General features: G+C 32.9%; 17 protein-coding genes and 1 pseudogene. 14 read left to right on the plus strand and 4 right to left on the minus strand.

The window, feature by feature from the left end; genetic code table 11:
- Positions 1-4: 4 nt before the first annotated feature.
- The 8 genes from QYS47_RS03175 to QYS47_RS03210 all read left to right on the plus strand — a co-directional run bounded on the left by QYS47_RS03175 (position 5) and on the right by QYS47_RS03210 (position 8,834).
- A complete protein-coding gene (locus QYS47_RS03175) occupies positions 5-616 on the plus strand; it encodes a nucleotide exchange factor GrpE (protein WP_308357811.1) in 612 nt (203 codons plus the stop codon).
- Between the two features lie 10 nt (positions 617-626).
- The gene (gene dnaJ, locus QYS47_RS03180; RefSeq protein WP_308357810.1) at positions 627-1,754 is read left to right on the plus strand and encodes a molecular chaperone DnaJ; all 1,128 of its coding nucleotides are present in this window, start codon (positions 627-629) and stop codon (positions 1,752-1,754) included.
- A gap of 116 nt (positions 1,755-1,870) precedes the next feature.
- Positions 1,871-2,797, plus strand: a complete 927-nt coding sequence (locus QYS47_RS03185) for a DUF4097 family beta strand repeat-containing protein (protein ID WP_322347696.1) — start codon at positions 1,871-1,873, stop codon at positions 2,795-2,797.
- Between the two features lie 450 nt (positions 2,798-3,247).
- On the plus strand, positions 3,248-4,678 hold the full coding sequence (locus tag QYS47_RS03190) for an amidohydrolase family protein (RefSeq protein ID WP_322347697.1): 1,431 nt from the start codon (positions 3,248-3,250) through the stop codon (positions 4,676-4,678).
- Positions 4,679-4,748: 70 nt separating this feature from the next.
- The gene (locus QYS47_RS03195; RefSeq protein WP_308357807.1) at positions 4,749-6,416 is read left to right on the plus strand and encodes a formate--tetrahydrofolate ligase; all 1,668 of its coding nucleotides are present in this window, start codon (positions 4,749-4,751) and stop codon (positions 6,414-6,416) included.
- 189 nt (positions 6,417-6,605) lie between these two features.
- The gene (locus QYS47_RS03200; RefSeq protein WP_322347698.1) at positions 6,606-7,058 is read left to right on the plus strand and encodes a hypothetical protein; all 453 of its coding nucleotides are present in this window, start codon (positions 6,606-6,608) and stop codon (positions 7,056-7,058) included.
- Positions 7,059-7,126: 68 nt separating this feature from the next.
- A complete protein-coding gene (locus QYS47_RS03205; protein WP_322347699.1) occupies positions 7,127-8,359 on the plus strand; it encodes a hypothetical protein in 1,233 nt (410 codons plus the stop codon).
- A 76-nt stretch (positions 8,360-8,435) separates the two neighbouring features.
- Positions 8,436-8,834, plus strand: a complete 399-nt coding sequence (locus tag QYS47_RS03210) for a hypothetical protein (RefSeq protein ID WP_322347700.1) — start codon at positions 8,436-8,438, stop codon at positions 8,832-8,834.
- A gap of 2 nt (positions 8,835-8,836) precedes the next feature.
- Here QYS47_RS03210 and QYS47_RS03215 read toward each other — a convergent pair whose 3' ends face one another.
- Positions 8,837-9,463, minus strand: coding sequence for a hypothetical protein (locus QYS47_RS03215; protein ID WP_322347701.1), 627 nt, complete (start codon positions 9,461-9,463; stop codon positions 8,837-8,839).
- Positions 9,464-9,554: 91 nt separating this feature from the next.
- On the opposite strand from QYS47_RS03215, the gene QYS47_RS03220 reads away from it, so the two are divergent.
- Positions 9,555-10,271 carry a hypothetical protein gene (locus QYS47_RS03220; protein ID WP_322347702.1) on the plus strand — a complete coding sequence of 239 codons (717 nt, stop codon included), beginning with the start codon at positions 9,555-9,557 and terminating at the stop codon, positions 10,269-10,271.
- Positions 10,272-10,299: 28 nt separating this feature from the next.
- Complete coding sequence (locus QYS47_RS03225) at positions 10,300-11,592, plus strand: APC family permease (protein WP_322347703.1); 1,293 nt, start codon at positions 10,300-10,302, stop codon at positions 11,590-11,592.
- Here the strand turns inward: QYS47_RS03225 and QYS47_RS03230 are convergent.
- Positions 11,593-11,790 (minus strand): annotated as a pseudogene (locus QYS47_RS03230) (AIR synthase-related protein); the annotation flags it as partial.
- Between the two features lie 156 nt (positions 11,791-11,946).
- On the opposite strand from QYS47_RS03230, the gene QYS47_RS03235 reads away from it, so the two are divergent.
- Both QYS47_RS03235 and QYS47_RS03240 read left to right on the plus strand, forming a co-directional pair.
- Positions 11,947-12,432, plus strand: coding sequence for a T9SS type A sorting domain-containing protein (locus QYS47_RS03235; protein WP_322347704.1), 486 nt, complete (start codon positions 11,947-11,949; stop codon positions 12,430-12,432).
- 4 nt (positions 12,433-12,436) lie between these two features.
- Complete coding sequence (locus tag QYS47_RS03240; protein WP_322347705.1) at positions 12,437-13,522, plus strand: hypothetical protein; 1,086 nt, start codon at positions 12,437-12,439, stop codon at positions 13,520-13,522.
- A gap of 50 nt (positions 13,523-13,572) precedes the next feature.
- Here QYS47_RS03240 and QYS47_RS03245 read toward each other — a convergent pair whose 3' ends face one another.
- Positions 13,573-14,742 carry an AIR synthase-related protein gene (locus QYS47_RS03245; RefSeq protein WP_322347706.1) on the minus strand — a complete coding sequence of 390 codons (1,170 nt, stop codon included), beginning with the start codon at positions 14,740-14,742 and terminating at the stop codon, positions 13,573-13,575.
- Positions 14,743-15,138: 396 nt separating this feature from the next.
- Here QYS47_RS03245 and QYS47_RS03250 point away from each other — a divergent pair, with 396 nt between their 5' ends.
- Positions 15,139-16,173, plus strand: coding sequence for a leishmanolysin-related zinc metalloendopeptidase (locus tag QYS47_RS03250; protein WP_322347707.1), 1,035 nt, complete (start codon positions 15,139-15,141; stop codon positions 16,171-16,173).
- A 587-nt stretch (positions 16,174-16,760) separates the two neighbouring features.
- Positions 16,761-17,069, plus strand: coding sequence for a hypothetical protein (locus QYS47_RS03255; protein WP_302127936.1), 309 nt, complete (start codon positions 16,761-16,763; stop codon positions 17,067-17,069).
- Positions 17,070-17,138: 69 nt separating this feature from the next.
- Here the strand turns inward: QYS47_RS03255 and rocD are convergent, their stop codons facing one another.
- Entirely contained in the window at positions 17,139-18,419 is a 1,281-nt protein-coding gene (gene rocD, locus QYS47_RS03260) for an ornithine--oxo-acid transaminase (protein ID WP_322347708.1), read from the minus strand.
- Positions 18,420-18,526: the final 107 nt, after the last annotated feature.

The following is an 18,526-nucleotide window of genomic DNA, read 5'->3' on the forward strand; positions in this document are numbered from 1 at the left end:
AGTTATGGCTAAAGAAGAATTAGACGAAAAAGATTTGAATAAAACAGCTGAAAATGCTGAAGATATAAAAGATGAGCAGAATTCTGATGAGGAAGTAAAAGACGAGTTGACGGAAGAGGAAAAAAAAGCAGCGGCTGAAGCTCAAGCAAAGGATGAAGAATTGTCAGATTTTGAGAAGTTAGAAATAGAACTGGCAGAGTCTAAGGATAAATTCTTACGTCTTTATTCTGAATTTGAAAATTTCAGAAGAAGAAATGCAAAAGAGAGATTAGAATTAGTAAAAACTGCTTCAGAAGAGTTGATTTCTGAATTATTACCCGTTATGGATGATTTTGAACGCGCTGAGAAGTCTTTTGATGACCAATCAGAAAATGATTCTTTAAAGGAAGGGTTTACGCTTATCAAAAATAAATTCGAGAAAACATTAACCAATAAAGGCTTAAAAGCTATGGATAGTGATGCAGGCATTGAATTTGATCCTGAAATCCATGAAGCAATTACCAAAATACCTGCACCTGATGAAAAATTAAAGGGTAAAGTGGTTGATGTAGTTGAAAAAGGGTACCTGTTGAATGACAAGGTTATCCGTTTTGCAAAAGTTGTTATAGGAGAATAAAAAGATTAAGATGGCGAAGAGAGACTATTATGATATTCTTGGTGTTAGCAAGGGGGCTTCGGATGATGAGATTAAGAAGGCTTATAGAAAAGTAGCCATCAAATTTCATCCTGATAAAAATCCTGATAACCCAGAAGCAGAGGAGAAATTTAAGGAAGCAGCGGAAGCATATGAAGTTTTAAGAGATCCACAAAAACGCCAACGATATGATCAATTTGGTCATGATGGTATGAAAGGAGGCCCTGGTGGCTTCGGTGGAGGAGGTATGAATATGGAAGATATCTTCTCTCAATTTGGTGACATCTTCGGTGGTGGCGGAGGTGGTGGCTTCGAAAGCTTCTTTGGCGGAGGCGGTGGCCGTAGAAGTAGAGGTAGAAGAGGCTCTAACCTAAGAATTAAGTTGAAACTTAATTTAAAAGAGATTGCTCATGGTTGTGAAAAGAAGATTAAGGTAAACCGTCTAGTTTCTGCTGATGGTGTTACCTACAAAACTTGTGAAACCTGTGGAGGTTCTGGCCAGGTAAGAAGAGTAACGAATACTATGTTAGGACAAATGGTTTCAGCTAGTACTTGCCCTACTTGTCATGGGTCAGGTAAATTTATTGATAAAAAACCACCTCATGTAGATAATACAGGTCTTCAGTCAAAAGAAGAGGTTATCAATGTAAAAATTCCTGCTGGAGTTTCAGATGGGATGCAATTATCAATGTCAGGAAAAGGAAATGAGGCACCAATGGGTGGGCCAGCCGGTGATTTGATGATCTTGATTGAGGAGTTGGAGCATGATGTATTGAAGCGTGATGGGAATAACATCATCTACGATCTTTATCTAAACTTTGTTGATGCTGTTTTAGGTACTTCTGTTGAGGTTCCAACAATTGATGGTAAAGTAAAGATTAAGATAGAAACTGGTACGCAGTCAGGTAAAATCTTAAGGTTAAGAGGCAAAGGGGTAGGAGATGTAAATGGTTACGGTAGAGGTGATCAATTAATACATGTAAATGTTTGGACTCCTAAAAAAGTCTCTGATGATGAAAAGCAAATGCTTGAAAGCATGAGAGGTTCAGATAACTTTAAACCAAATCCTACTAAAGCGGATAAAGGATTTTTTGATAGAGTAAAAGAGTTTTTTAATTGATTTGCACTCTGAGCAGAATTTGATATAGAAGCACTTTTTTAAGTTAAATTGTTAAAAAGCCACTGTTTAAATATAAATAGTGGCTTTTTAAGTTTAATTAGAAAACTAAAAGATTCATGTTACCGTATTACCTCATCATGAATAGGGTATTTCAATTTTTGATGTCATTTTTATTAATGGCATTGTTTTCTATTAATCTATTAGGGCAAGAGCTGCACAAGTACTTTGAAATTAAGCACGCTAAAGCAATTGATAAAATAGATTTAAATGTATCAACCAAGGCAGGTAAGTCTTTTTTAAATTCAGTTGATTCTGATGCCCCTTTATTAATTTTAGGAGCAAGTGAGAATGATGTTGCTGCTAGTACATTTAAAATTGAGGAAATACAAAACACTCAAAAAGTTGATGCTGACCTAACTTGCAAAAGCCATATGGGCTTAAATTTTACTGAATCTGTAGCAGGCAGTATTTTTTCTTCGGATGAGAAGCCAAGCGATATGTGGCAGCTCAATCTTTCAGAACACATAACATTTAATTTATCTTTAAATTATCTTATGGGAGAAGCCAATGTTGATTTAAGTAGATTGGCTATTGAAAGATTAAAAATAAAATCGGGCAGTGCAGATGTAAGACTTAGGTATTCTGATAAAATGATGAATAGCGTTGCTATGGATACCTTTTTCGTAAAGGTGAATTTTGGAAATATCTATGTTGAGGACTTAAATTATTCAATGGCAAAAGATGTAATTGCAGAAGTTGGTTTTGGTAATTTATCAATAGATTGCGGAAAAGACTGGAAAATAAATAGTAGAATAAATGCTTCAGTAGGAGCTGGTAATTTAAATATAATTTTACCTCCAGATGAGTTACCTGTTATCATTCGCATTCATGATTCTCCTTTATGTAATATCAAAATGGCCGATAATTTCAAAAAGATAGGTCATAATGCATTTAGTAATCAAGCTTACATAGATAATCCTGAAAATAGCATGGAGTTTATTTTAGATGTAGGAATGGGAAGCATTGCTTTTAAAACAAAGTAATTAACAATTACAAAACTTGAAATTAAGTACTTTTACCATTAGCATTTCATAAATGCTACCACCTCCAAAAGATATAAAGGAGTACTTTACCTTATAAATTGTTAATAATACAAGCTATAAGAATATTTTTTTGAATTCTTATGGCTATTTGATGAACACTCATATAATGGAAGGGGGATAATTATTTGTACTACACTCCTTTTAAAAAATTAATAAAATGCAGTTCAAAAATTTTTAGTTTAATTTTTATCGGGCCAAAGGTTATAATATCTCAACGCCTATAGCAAATAAAGTCTAATTCAGAAATCTTTCGCTAGGTGGGTTTATTTTACAAATTCGTAGTATAGTACTAGAAACCGGACTGTTAGTCTCTATTTTTCACTATTTTGAGCATTTTTTTTAATACTTTTTATTAAAATTACAGATAGTTAATTTTTATCTGACCTAGTTGTGAAATTTTTTAAAATACTTTTCAAATTAATATCAGGGATATTACTACTCCTTCTAATTGCAATTTCATTTATTTTTTTAGTTGAGAATTACAATAGCAACTATTTAGAGATAGATGATCATAATTCAACCAATGATCTGATTATATCTAATGTGAATGTAATCCCTATGACTGCTGATACTATTTATAAAAATCAAACTGTCATTATTAAAGATGGTATAATCAATAGCATTCAAAGTAAAACTCAATTACAAGAAGGTATAGAAGTAATAGATGGTTCTAATAAATTTTTAGCTCCTGGATTAATTGATATGCATGTTCACGTATGGGATGAATATGAATTGGGGCTTTATTTGGCAAATGGGGTTACAGCAGTCAGAAATGTATGGGGGTTACCCATGCATTTAAGATTAAAAGAGTCAATAAATGCTGAAGAAATCTATTCACCTAATTTTTATACTTCAGGCCCTAAGTTAACAGGTCCAGAATTTATAGGTGATGATAATTTGAATCTTACTAACCCAAAAGAGGCTGCAAATAAAATTATTGATTACAAAAAAAGAGGCTATGATTTTATAAAAACTTACTATGGTTTAACTCCTGAGATTTACGATGCCATAATTGATCAGGCCAAAAGTTCTAATATAGATATCATTGCTCACCCTTCTCAGAAAGTCCCGTATTCCTATCATTTTAATAATCAAATTAAGTCGATTGAACATGCAGAGGATATCGTTCAACAACCACTAAATTATTCATTGGATACTTTAAAACTTAAAGAAGTAGTCTCTGATTTTGCAGATTATGGTAAAGCCAATTTCTGTCCCACTTTAGTTGTTTATAATAATATTTACCAAATGCTAATTGATGATAACATACTGCAAGAGGACAGAATGAATTATATGAATCCATTGATAAAAATGGTGGATAGTGAAGCGCAATTTAACAGATGGCAAAACTCAAAATCAATTGATAGTTCAGTAGTCTCAAATATTAAAGCTCAACATGATTTTCATTTAAAAATTGTAAAAGATTTACATGATGCGGGTGTAAATATAATATGCGGAACGGATGCAGGAATCGGAGTTACAATGCCTGGTAAATCAATTCATAAAGAGCTCCAATTTTATTCCGAAGCAGGCTTATCAAATTTTGAGGTGCTGAAAACAGCAACTATAAATGCTGCTAATACACATGAGTTAATGTCCAATATGGGTACTATCGAAAAGGGTAAAATTGCTAATCTCATTTTATTAAATGATAATCCATTAGAAGATCTTTCAACCCTCCAAAATCCTGCTGCGGTTATCATAAATGGGCACTATCTTTCTCAAGAATTTTTAGAAGTACTAAAACAAGAAGCACTTGAAAGAAATAACTTACTGTACACTGCCCTTTTTTATTTAGAGAATTTGTTAGTTGAGAAGTAATGTTTCAAGCCAGCAATTTCAATTTCAATTTCAATATTGAAATCTAAGTTTATTATTCTATTTTTAAATCATGACAGACTTAGATATTGCAAGCCAGTGCAAACTGGAACCCATCACTAAAATAGCAGATAAGCTTGGCCTTAATGCTGAAGAAATTGAAATGTATGGTAAGTATAAAGCCAAGTTACCGCTCAATAAAATTAATGAGGAGAAATTAAATAAAAGCAAGCTAATTTTAGTAACCGCTATTTCGCCCACTCCTGCCGGTGAGGGTAAAACCACCATATCAATAGGCTTATCAGAAGGTCTTAACAAACTAGGGAAGCAAACTACTGTTGTACTTAGGGAACCATCCTTAGGTCCTGTTTTTGGGATAAAAGGAGGTGCTACAGGAGGAGGCTATTCTCAAGTTTTACCTATGGAAGATATTAATCTTCATTTTACTGGAGATTTTTCTGCAATAGAAAAAGCACATAATCTTCTTGCTGCCATCATTGATAATAATCTTCAAAGCAAAACCAATTCTTTAGGAATTGATCCACGTACCGTTGTATGGAAGCGAGTTATGGATTTAAATGACAGAGCCTTACGAAATGTAGTGATTGGTTTAGGAGGCACCACCTCTGGAGTGCCTAGAGAAACAGGCTTCGATATTACAGCCGCTTCGGAGATAATGGCTATTCTTTGTTTGTCAAAAGATTTAGAGAACCTAAAGGAAAGACTAGGTAATATTTTTGTAGGCTATACTTTTGATAAGAAACCTATTTATGCTAGAGACTTAAAAGCAGAAGGAGCAATGACAGCTCTTTTAAAAGATGCCATTAAACCAAATTTAGTACAGACTATTGAAGGAAATCCAGCTATTATACATGGAGGGCCTTTTGCCAACATCGCTCAAGGTACAAACACGGTAATAGCCACCAAAATGGGGATGTCATTATCAGATTATACCGTTACAGAAGCTGGTTTTGGATTTGATTTAGGAGGAGAGAAATTCTTTAATATTAAATGTCAGAGTTCCGGTTTGAAACCAAAGGCAGTGGTACTAACCGCTACAATTCGAGCATTAAAATATCATGGTGGAGCTGATTTACAAGATTTGAAAAACTCTAATGTTGAAGCCGTAAAAAAAGGCTTACCCAACTTAGAAAAGCATCTGGAGAATATTCAGAAGTTTGGCATTACTCCAGTCATTGCGATTAATAAGTTTCAAACGGATGATGAGGAAGAGATAAAAGTTATAACTGATTTTGCATCTAAAAAAGAGCTTCCTGTAGCGGTAGCAGATGTATGGGCAAAAGGAGGTGAAGGGGCTTTAGATCTTGGAAATGAAGTTATAAAAGTGATTGAAAAAAATCATGTAGACTTTAAACCTCTATACGATTGGGATAAATCAGTAGAGGAAAAAATTGCAACTATAGCTACAAAAATATATGGAGCTGAACATGTAGAATACGGTGCAAAAGCAAGAGCTGCTTTAAAAAGAATTTACGATTTAAAATTAGATAAACTGCCGATATGTGTAGCCAAAACACAGAAATCTCTTTCAGATGATCCTAAACTATTAGGAAGACCTAAAGACTTTATTTTAAAAGTAAGAGAAATAGAAATTGCTGCTGGTGCAGGTTTTATTATCCCTATTACAGGTGATATAATGAGAATGCCGGGATTGCCTGCCCATCCTGCATCTGAAAATATTGATGTTAATTCAGAGGGTGAAATTGTAGGCTTATTCTAGTATTAAAGCTGAATAGAAATCTTTTAGGTATATGAAGGTAAATTATTTTAATTTCTGACTTTCAGTTAGGAATTAAAATTACCTTTGCATCAACTTAAAGCAGAAAAATTAAAGGTTTTGCAACAACATTATAGAAGCAATACGAGACATATACTTCAGTCGCTTAAATATTTAAAGAGGAATTTACTTATGCTTCCTCTTTTAATGCTTTTTTCTATTCCTATTGCCTATTATGTTAAGGGATACAGCTGGGAAGAATCATTAATAGTAGGTCCTCTTTTTAATTTTTCAGCTTTTATTTTATTGGGATGTATTCCTACATTTCTTATTCATAGATCCCATTATATCAACAATAAAGATTTTAGTCTTTTTGTAGACAAAATAAGTGGTAAGATCACAATTAATGAAGATAAACAATATGACATTGATTCATTAGAGTTTATTGAACATTTAGCTATTTCCAAAAAAAGACAGGAAGATGGCAAGTTCAGGTTAATAACGCCATGGTCCAATTATTCCTATTTAAAAGTAATCACACCTGATAATAACCAATATAAGATAAGCTCTAATGTAGTTTGCAGTTCAGAGCTACCCATAAGGGTTCATAGTAGGGAATACACGCTTTGGCCATCCATTAGATGATAAAATGACAATATTTAACTGTTTGTTTAGTTAGATAATCATAATATTGTAAATAAACATATTCTATTATGATGAACGTATCATTAAAAATGAAGTCTGCTCCATTTGTATTGTTGGTTATTAGTGTAGTATCCTGTTCAAAATTTAGTAGGGAAATAAAAGAGATTGATTATTCTTCACCTTATCCTTTAAGTTCAACTTTAGAAGATAAACTAGAGCAGGATACTTTGGCTTGGAGATATCAGATTTCTGCAGATGATTTTGCTAGAAATGGTGATTATAGGAATGCTATAGATAAATGGGATTCTGCAAGGCATTCTAGGAAAACAGATGTTTCTAAGGCCGAAATTGATTCAATTAATAATAGATATTCGGTTAAAAACGCTAAAGAATACATTCTTGAAAAGGCAAAAGAAAATCAGATTGTCATTATTAATGAAGCTCATCACAATTCAAGGCACAGAGTCTTTACTAAATCATTACTAAGTGATCTGTATAAATTAGGTTATAGAAATTTAGGATTAGAAGCACTAAACAATGGAAAGGCGCTAGATTCAGCTTTGAATGAGCGGGGTTTTCCTATTCAAGAATCAGGTTATTATGTTCAAGATCCTCAGTTTGGTAATATGGTTCGAACTGCGTTGGAATTAGGTTTTAATGTATTTGCTTATGAAAATTTCAAAGGTGGAGGTCAAATAGATCGTGAGAAGGGACAGGCAAATAATATTGCACAAGTGATAAAAAATAAGCCAAATGAAAAATTTTTAATTCATTGTGGATTTGCTCATGCTCTTGAAGGACCATATCCACATTGGGGTAAGGCTATGGCTCAGCGCGTAAAAGATATTACTGGAATTGATCCTTACACTATTAATCAAACAGCATATAATGAAAAGAGTCATCCAGATTTAAATCCGCCAATTTTAAAAGCGATAGATATAAATGAATCCTCAGTATTAATAGATCAAAATAATGAAGCAATAAAGTATCAAAGAGGACAGGCATATACTGATTTAGTGATTCTACACCCCACAACTGAATTTATAAATAACAGACCGGAATGGCTTTTTGATAATGGAAATCAACAAGTGAATATTCAGTTAGATGAAATTGAACTTGAACCCCCATTTATGATTCTAGCTTATAAGGAAGGGGAGGATATCCATAAAGGTATTCCCATGGATATTTCTGAAGTAAAGAAAGGTAGATCATCTGCAATGCTTGCCTTACCAAAAGGAGAATATACTATGATAGTAACAGATGAAATCAAGTCTTTCAAATTTAACCATAAAGTAAAATAGTTCTTTCAATGATGATGTTAGCTTTAGCTTAATGTTTTAGTTATTTTAACATGGTAGCTATTTAAATTTTATTATCATGAAAGGAATAATTAAAAACTTAGCACCTCATATTTTCCTAATTGATGGTTTAGGTGCATTTTTAACTGCTATCAATACCGGTATAATTTTCATATTAATTCAAGAGTGGATTGGTATGCCATATCAAGTATTGATTCCTTTGGCAATTATTGCAGCGGTGTTTTGTATATATTCCTTAGGGTGTCACTTTTTTTTGAAAAGAAATCGAAGAAACTATTTAAGAGCTATCGCAATAGGAAATTTAATGTACATAAGTTTAACTGCTATTCTGGTTTACCTCCATTTTGATAGACTTGAGCTGTTAGGTATTATTTATTTTGTGAGTGAGATAGTAATTGTTTCAATTTTGATATACATAGAGTTTAGCATTTCAAAAACAATTGATTTAAATAAGTAGCCTTACTTAAATTTTTCCGTAATTATTCTCATAAAATCAATGACATTTTTCATTAAATCTAGCTGTTTTTGATTTCGAATTTTCCCATAGAATGAAAATTGAAAATATTTCTCTTTTGTAATATTCCTGAAATCAAAACCCTGATAAAAACTATCCTCAAGTTTCATTAAAAACTCCTGCAGGGCTTGATCATCTAAAATTAATTTTAGTTTTTCTGCTTCTTTGGAATGACAAAAGAATTTTTTGTCAAACGTTGCATTGCCAATTTCAATATCCTGATAACCTAATGGTTTCATTGCTTGCATAGCCCAATTATCAAGATACACTTCAAAGTCAAAATCAATGGGCGAATTTTTAAAAGTAATTAAAGTCCAATCACCCTTACCTAAGTCTCGAATCTTGAAATCATTTAGTCTATCCTCACTGTATACAACTTCAGATCCGTTAACATTTCCAGAAAGGGTATATTCTTTGTTTGGTCCTTCATCTCGAAATGAAATATTGAATCCTAAATTTTTAGCAAATTGATTAAATAATTCACCTCTTTTTTTCTTCTTATTTAGTGAATAGAAAACACCAAAAATCAACAGTAAAATAAAAATAACAAGTATTATCAATACGGGATGCATGACCTAATATACTATTTTTAATGAAAAGGTCAATTCCCATTGAAAGAGGAAATTGTTATATTGATTGTGTAATCTTAAAAACTCCAGTCATATGAGGTATCTAAATAAATTATTGTGCTTGTTTATACTTTGTGTTAGCACAAATTTATATTCTCAATACTTAATTGGTTCTTGGGAACATACTGAGATTAATTCAAATGGAGATACGATTAAAAGTATAGTAAGCTTTACAGATGGATTTCAATCGTTATGTGTGTTTAATGCTACTGAAGGTGCCTTTATTCATACAAATGGTGGTGCCTGGAGTTTAGAAAATGATAGGCTAACCGAAAAGGTTGAATATCATTCTGACAGTTCTAATTACGTAGGGCAGGAAATAACATTTAAAATCATCTTAACTGATAGTACTTTACAAATAGCAGGAGAGGATGAAGTTTTTAAAAGGCTTGATGATGGAACTCCAGGTGATTTAAATGGTGCTTGGTTAATGTCGGGCAGAAAAAGAAATGGAGAAATTCAGCAAAGAGACACTGATAAACCAAGAAAAACTATGAAGATTTTGTCGGGCACTCGTTTTCAATGGATTGCCTACAATACCGAGACTAAACAGTTTTTGGCTACAGGAGGAGGAACGTATACAACTGATAATGGTGAGTATATTGAAAATATTGAATTTTTCTCCCGTGATGATTCCAGATCAGGCGCTAGCTTAAAGTTTAATTATGAATTAAAAAATGATGATTGGCATCATTCAGGCCTTTCCAGTAAAGGCGATCCTATTTATGAAATATGGACGAGACGCCAATAATATATACTAAGAAGTTCATTTAGGTAGTATGAATAAAATTAGCCGAAAGAGAAATAAAGATTTAGGACTTGGTGAATTAATAGCTATAGCATTAGGAGGTATGGTTGGTGGCGGTATATTTTCTATTTTAGGAATAGCCACTGAAAACATAGGAAACGCAACGCCTATTGCAATTTTAGTAGGTGGAATTTTAGCTTTTTTTGCAGCTTATTCATATGTGAAATTAGCTCTCCTATATAAAGATGAGGGGGCAACTTATTCTTTTTTTAAAAAAACGTTCCCACATAGTAAAGTTGCTTCATCTGCAATAGGTTGGCTCATTGTTTTTGGTTATATCAGTACACTTGCACTGTACGCTTTTACTTTTGCTTCCTATTTCTGTAGTCAGTTTGAATATCTGAATAATGTTATATGGCAGAAATTAATTGCAGCTTTTGTGATCATATCTTTTGCAATTGTGAATTTGGTAAGTGTAAAGGGAATGGGAAAGATAGAAGACATATTAGTTTATTCTAAAATCATTATTCTTCTGTTCATCTCAGGTTTATTGGCAGGTAAAGCGGATATAAAAAACTTACAACCTATCATTGAAACCAATACAACTTTAGGTAGTATTCTACTGGTAGCTGCAATTACATTTGTGGCTTATGAAGGGTTTCAATTGGTAATTCATGCTTATGATGAAATGGATCGTCCTAAAAGAAATATTCCAATTGCCATCTACTCTTCTATCAGCATCGCTACTTTATTATATATATTATTGGCAGTCGCAGCATTAGGCACCATTCCGAAAGAAATAATTATTTCGGATAAAGAATATGCCTTGGCCGCTGGTGCAAAAACTTATCTAGGAAATTTTGGCCAGTTTTTCGTAATCTTCGGTGCCCTATTAGCAACTTCAAGTGCTATAAGTGGGACATTATTCGGCTCCTCTCGACTTATGGCTGTTATTGCAAATGATGGATATTTTCCGAGATTACTGTCTAAAAAAATTAAAAAGCATATACCTCACATCGCAATTATTACGATCAGTTTAATGGCAATATTATTGGTGGTTTCTGGGGGATTACAAGTGATATTAGAATTTGGAAGTATTACATTTATTATAGTTTCATTTTTAATGGCCTATTCTAATTATAAGAAAAGACATAAAACTAATTCATCTTGGTTGCTTACAATCATTGCATTAGTAGGACTATTTTTTGCAGGGGTACTGATTATTTATTTTGAGTTCAGTGAAAACAAAAGCCAATTTATTTTTATAATTGTTATTTACGGATTACTGGCTTTAGGAGCATATTTCTTTTCAAGAAAAAACTAATCACCCCTCATATTCAAACTCCCCATGCTCATTTTTAATAGTGACTTTTTTGCTCTCAGCTGCTTCTACTCGACCGATAACTTGAGCTTCAATGTTAAATGATTTTGAGATATCAATAATCTGTTGAGCATCTGCCTCATCAACATATAATTCCATTCTGTGACCCATATTGAAGACTTTGTAAATCTCCTTTCCATCTATAAATTATTCTCATTGATATCTGTCATTTTATTATATTTCTGGGAGATTTTTTGCGGTTGGATGTATAGTTTTCTTAAAAAAAATATACCTTTAAGGGATATATTTAAAATAGTATATTTTTATATAATAATTAACACCTGCTTTATATTAAATATGTTTAATAGTAAATTTTCTTTCTTACTTTTCTTGTTTATTACAGTTATTGTAAATCAAATAAACGGACAAAGTGTAATCAATTCATCAGGAGAGAATATTTCTGGAACAGGTGGTAGTGTGAATTTTTCAATTGGACAATTAACATTTGACAATTATACTGGAGCAAATGGCACTGTAAATCAAGGAATACAAAATGCTTATGAAATTTCGCTTTTAACTAGCTCTGAAATAAGTTTAAAAAGATTTTCTTTTACAATATTTCCAAATCCAGTTAAGGATGTTCTTAATTTGGAAATTGGTAATCTAGATAATAAGAATATGACTTATCATCTTTATAAGAGCAACGGTAGACTTTTGGAAAAGAAAAATATTAAAAGCAATAATATCTCAATCGATATGAAAGAGAGGATTCCTGATATATATCTTTTAAAGATAAATAATGGAGACCAAGTTTTAAAAATTTTTAGAATAGTAAAATATTAAAATAATGAAATATGTACTAACAGTTTTATTTTGGCTATCATTTTGTATTTATGCCATGAGTCAAACTCCACATAAAATGAGCTATCAAGCTGTTGTTAGAAATAGTAATGGGGAATTGATAAGTAATCAAGTAATAAGTGTTCAAATTAGTATTTTGAAAGGATCAGTTGAAGGGGAAGCAGTATATAAAGAAACTCAAAATCCAGAAACAAATTCAAATGGTCTTATGAGTTTAGAGATCGGAGGAGTAAAGGCAGAGGTTGTTTTAGGAGATATATCTGAAATTAATTGGTCGAATGATACTTATTTTATCAAAACAGAAACTGATCCGAATGGAGGTATTGATTATACAATTAGTGGAACAAGTCAATTGTTAAGCGTTCCTTATGCTTTACATGCTAAAACTGCTGAACAAATATCTGGTGGAATTAATTATGAAGAATTAGACCCTGTTTTTCAAAATTCATTAGCATCAAAAATAAATGAAAGAGATACTGCAAGCTGGAATGCTAAGTTAGATTCTTTTATAGAGACTGATCCTGATTTTAATTCTTCCATAGCTTCAGGTATTTCTGAAGCAGACACTGCTAGCTGGAATGCTAAGCTTGAGGTAGAACAAGATGGTTCAATTGAAAATGAAATCCAGAGATTTAGAGTTTCAGAAACTGGGGATACACTATTCTTGAGTCAAAGTAATTGGGTGATAATATCAGGAATTAGTAATGATAATAATTTGGACCCTCAACCAATTGCTCCTCGAGTTTATAGTAGTTCGGTTTCAGTAGAATTAGTAACTGGTGGGAGAAATGTAACTTTAACTGCAATTATTGATAACGTAGATCATGTTGAAATAAATAGAGTAGGTTTGGCAGTTTTATCTCCTTCTCAGGAGATCTTTCATTCTCATTCAGAAGATTCGCCAACCCTTTCTGAAACTGATCCTGGTTGGTTTCCATATGTATATACCTTTTTCATTCCAAGTACAGCTCCTACTGGGGATTATACATGGATAGACTTTTCAATTGATTATGAAGGGGGGCAAAGTATTGGATTAGATGAGACACAATACTTTTTTATTGATAATGGTTAAGTAAAACTTTCTAAAGGCTTATTTTTGTTTAATAAATAATAGATCAGATTTTACCCCTCATATTCAAACTCCCCATGCTCACTTTTAATAGTGACTTTTTTGCTCTCAGATGCTTCTACTCGACCGATTACTTGAGCTTCAATGTTGAATGATTTTGAGATATCAATAATCTGTTGAGCATCTGCCTCATCAACATATAATTCCATTCTGTGGCCCATATTGAATACCTTATACATCTCTTTCCAATCTGTATTTGATTCTTCTTGAATCATTTTGAAAAGAGGAGGAGTAGGTAGCATATTATCTTTAATCACATGTACATTCTCTACAAAGTGTAATACCTTAGTTTGTGCACCGCCACTACAATGAACCATCCCATGCACTTTCCCAGGTAATTGTTCTAATACTTTTTTAATAACGGGGGCGTAGGTTCTTGTAGGAGATAAAACTAGTTTTCCGGCATCCAATTCTACTCCATCTATTTGGTCAGTTAATTTTTTACTTCCTGAATAAATCAATGCTTTATCTACGGCAGGATCGAAACTTTCAGGATATTTCTCCATTAAATACTTATCGAACACATCATGACGAGCTGAAGTAAGTCCGTTACTTCCCATCCCCCCATTGTATTCATTTTCATAAGTTGCCTGTCCATATGAAGCTAAACCTACGATTACTTGCCCCGCTTTGATATTATCATTTGAGATAACATCGGCTCTTTTCATGCGAGCGGTAACTGTACTATCTACTATAATTGTTCTTACTAAATCTCCAACATCAGCAGTTTCACCACCTGTGCTGATAATATTAACCCCATTGTCTCTAAGCATCTGCAAAACCTCTTCCGTTCCATTGATAATTGCAGAAATTACTTCTCCAGGAATAAGGTTTTTATTTCTTCCAATTGTAGAGGAGAGTAAAATTTTATCTGTACAACCCACGCACAATAAATCATCAATATTCATAATGATGGCATCCTGAGCAATCCCTTTCCATACTGAAACATCTCCTGTTTCCTTCCAATACATATAAGCAAGTGAAGATTTTGTTCCTGCACCATCAGCATGCATGATGGTGCAATAGTTATCATCTCCAGCTAAGTGATCTGGTACAATCTTACAAAAAGCTTGAGGGAAAAGCCCTTTATCTAGATTTTTGATGGCATTATGTACATCTTCTTTGGAGGCCGAAACTCCGCGTTGGTTATATCTATCAGACATGGATTTAAAATTTATCCAAAATTAAGGGGATTGCCTATTTTAAACTAATAATGAATAGATTTTATCGTTTATTGATCAAAACAGATTCTGTTATCTAGTTATACATACTTTCGACTAAGCATAGTTGTAATTTTAAATTAAAAAGCTGAATGCAATCTTCATTAATCAAATGAGTGCATTTTAAAAGGTTTAATAAAGTAAATAAGATTTACAGAATCAATAAAAAATTACATGATTTAAATGGATGGTGTGATTGATTTTCTTAATCAGTAATATTGTAAGTGTTTGAAATAGAATTTTTTATAAATTTAGTACTTTTAATATCATAAATAATTATATTGAAGATGTGTAAAATATTACACGATTAAATTTTATAACTAACCAAAATCACTAATTATGAAAAAGTATCACAAGGCTGGAGTAAAGCCATCACGATCATTGCAGTCCATTCAAATGTTTTCCTTTTCTCTGGTAGCATTTGCTTTATTTTTCACATCTTGTTCCCAAGAGAGTGAGTTTAACACAGATCAACCAATTGAACAAAAAACAAAAATTGAGTTAGCTCAATCTGATCAGTGGATAGAAATTCAAGCTGAGCCATCTAGCTCTTTAAGAACAACCGAAGCTGCAGGTGTAGATAGAGGGCGTTTTAATATTACTTTGAAATATGTAGTTCCTGTCACTGAAAGACAAGAACAAGTTTTTGAGGCTGCTGCTGCTCGCTGGGAAAGAATTATCATTAAAGATGTCCCTTCATTTACAGGAGTGCTTCCATCTGCTTTCGGTGGTTTTCCTCCTGCAGTCGATGGAACTGTGGATGATATTATTATCGAAGTTGCTCTAGCGCCAATAGACGGTCCTGGAAGAATATTAGGTCAGGCTGGGCCAAGGTTTGTGAGAACAATAGATAATTTAACTTTATCTGGTGTAATGTTTTTTGATGTTGATGATCTGTCATTTTTAGATGAGATTGACTTATTCGAAGAAGTGATAGTTCATGAAATGGGACATGTTTTAGGAGTTGGAACCTTGTGGAATTTTAATAGATCATTATTAGCGGATGCTGACACTAACCCTTACTTCACAGGAAAAAAAGCAAACGTACATTGGAATGCTGAAGGAGGAGATGGAGAATTACCTATAGAAAATATGGGTGGTCCTGGAACTGCTTTGGGTCATTGGAGAGAGTCTGTCTTAAATAATGAATTAATGACAGGGTTTTTGAATTTAGGTGAAAATCCATTAAGTAGAATAACTGCTGCGTCTATGAAGGACTTAGGCTATGGTGCAGCTGTAGTAGGTGATCAATATGATTTACCAAAAGGAGCGCCAGGTGTAGATGTTCAAGGAGGGGCTTCCACAGCAGAAGGTCTTGACATTGCAGCTATGGAGGTAACATTACTACCGATAGGATCAGTAACTACAAATTAAGATTTTGACCCGTCCTAAAATAAGTTGACGGTTTTTAAGATAAATTAATTAAACCTGTGGAGCTTTCTTCACAGGTTTTTTATGTATAAAACTAGGTGATTTAAAGTTCAAACTAAGATATTCTAGATCATTGTCAGGGTTCAACAACCGCATTAAACCCAACCAATAAGGTAATAAGATGATTGGTTAAAAAGCATTAACAAAGAAGAGTAAAATACACTATGAGGTGAAAAATAGAGTTGTTTCAGTTAATAATTAGTATTATTCTGAGCCTATACAGTTTTTTAAAATGAGTTATAAAACCTTTATGAAAAAGCTTTAAGCTATCCAATTATGTTGCAGGGTTTTAACCTTTTAAGATAAGAATTAAGCTATTGACTGAATGATGTAATCAGTAATTTTCATACATAACATACATAGCAACTATCCAAACATTATTTTATAAGGATGATTTCCGGGTAAAAATCAGTGTTTTGTCATAAAATTACTCCTTTTAAATTACGTCCTACCTAATGAAAGTGTGAGCTTTCAAACTTGCATAAGCCAATATTTTTAAGCTATTTCAAAGCTGTTAAAAAATTAAGTGTATGATCAATAATATTAAGAAGAGTGTTCAAAGTTTTATTACTTCATTAAAGCCAACATATGCTGTTGAAGTAGATTTGTATCACGTTATCCCTGGTGTACCTGTGAAATCTAACAAGGAGCGTCATGATTTTGACAAGGGAGAATTTCAACAAGCCAAAACCTTTTTTGACAAAGCTATTGTTAAGACCTCTGATCTAAAGCTAGCGCCTGCTGAAATTAAATTGATAAAAGGTAAGAAAAAAGTTCTAGAATTTAAGCATTTTGGCCCCGTAGATGACATTAGGCCGTCAAAACGTAAAAGAAGATAATATTTTCAATCACTTGTTGAATAAAAAACCTTCATTGAAAAATGAAGGTTTTTTATGTCAAAGTTAAATTTACTTCTTCTTAAACTCAGTAATCGTTTTCTCAATGATATCACAACATTCGTTGATCTGCTCTTCAGTAATTACTAAAGGTGGCGCAAATCGAATAATGTTACCATGAGTTGGTTTTGCTAATAATCCATTTTCTTTTAATGCCATACAGATATCCCAAGCTGTAGAGCTATCTTCTGAATCATTGATCACTATGGCATTTAATAAACCTTTACCACGAACTAAGGTCACCAAATCAGATTTCTCGATGAACTTTTGCATACGCTCCCTGAATAATTCACCTAATTTACGAGCATTTTGAGCTAGTTTCTCATCTTTAACAACGTCAAGTGCAGTTACAGCAACTGCAGTTCCTAATGGGTTACCTCCAAAAGTAGAACCATGCGTACCTGGTGTTAGTACTTCCATAATAGGATCATTTGCTAAAACTGCCGATACAGGATAGAATCCTCCTGATAGTGCTTTACCTAATATTAAAATATCGGGTTCAACATAAGTAGGCTGCTTTTCGCAATGCCCCTGGCAAGTACAATCACCACAAACTGCTAATAAACTACCGGTTCTCGCAATACCGGTTTGAATTTCATCTGCAATGAACAATACATTATGCTTTTTACAGATCTCCTTACATTTTTTCATGTAATCATTATCCGGTCTGTAAACTCCAGCTTCACCTTGAATTGGTTCTACTAAAAACCCAACAATATTATCTTCGCCCTGTAAAATTTTCTCTAAGGCATCAGAGTCGTTATATGGTATTTTTACGAAGCCAGGAGTATAAGGTCCAAAATGATTTTTAGCAGTATCGTCACTTGAGAATGAAAGGATAGTTGTAGTTCTTCCGTGGAAGTTTTGTTCTGCTACGATTATTTTCCCAGCATTCGGAGAGATTCCATTTTTTTCATAAGCCCATTTTCTAGCTATTTTTAATGCAGATTCTACTGCCTCAGCACCAGAGTTCATGGCTAAAACTTTATCGAAACCGAAGTATTCACTCACATATTTCTCAAAAGGACCTAATATGTTATTATAAAATGCTCTTGAAGTAAGCGTTAAAGTTTCTGCTTGTTTTTTAAGTGTTTCTAATATTCTTGGATGACTGTGTCCTTGGTTCACTGCACTATATGAAGATAAAAAGTCATAATATTTTTTACCTTCAACATCCCATAGGAAAACACCATCACCTTTAGCCAATACCGCTGGTAAAGGATGATAATTATGAGCCCCATACTTATCTTCCATCTCAATGGCTTGTTGACTACTCTTGATTTCTTCCATCATAACATTTAAATGTTTAAAAATTCTTAAATTGCACACTCTTATAAATGTAAAACTAACAAAACAGGACGGCAATCCCTTAGAATTCCAAAAAAAATAGCTGGTATTTT

The organism is Marivirga arenosa, assembly GCF_030503875.2.
GTDB classification, from domain to species: Bacteria; Bacteroidota; Bacteroidia; order Cytophagales; family Cyclobacteriaceae; genus Marivirga; species Marivirga arenosa.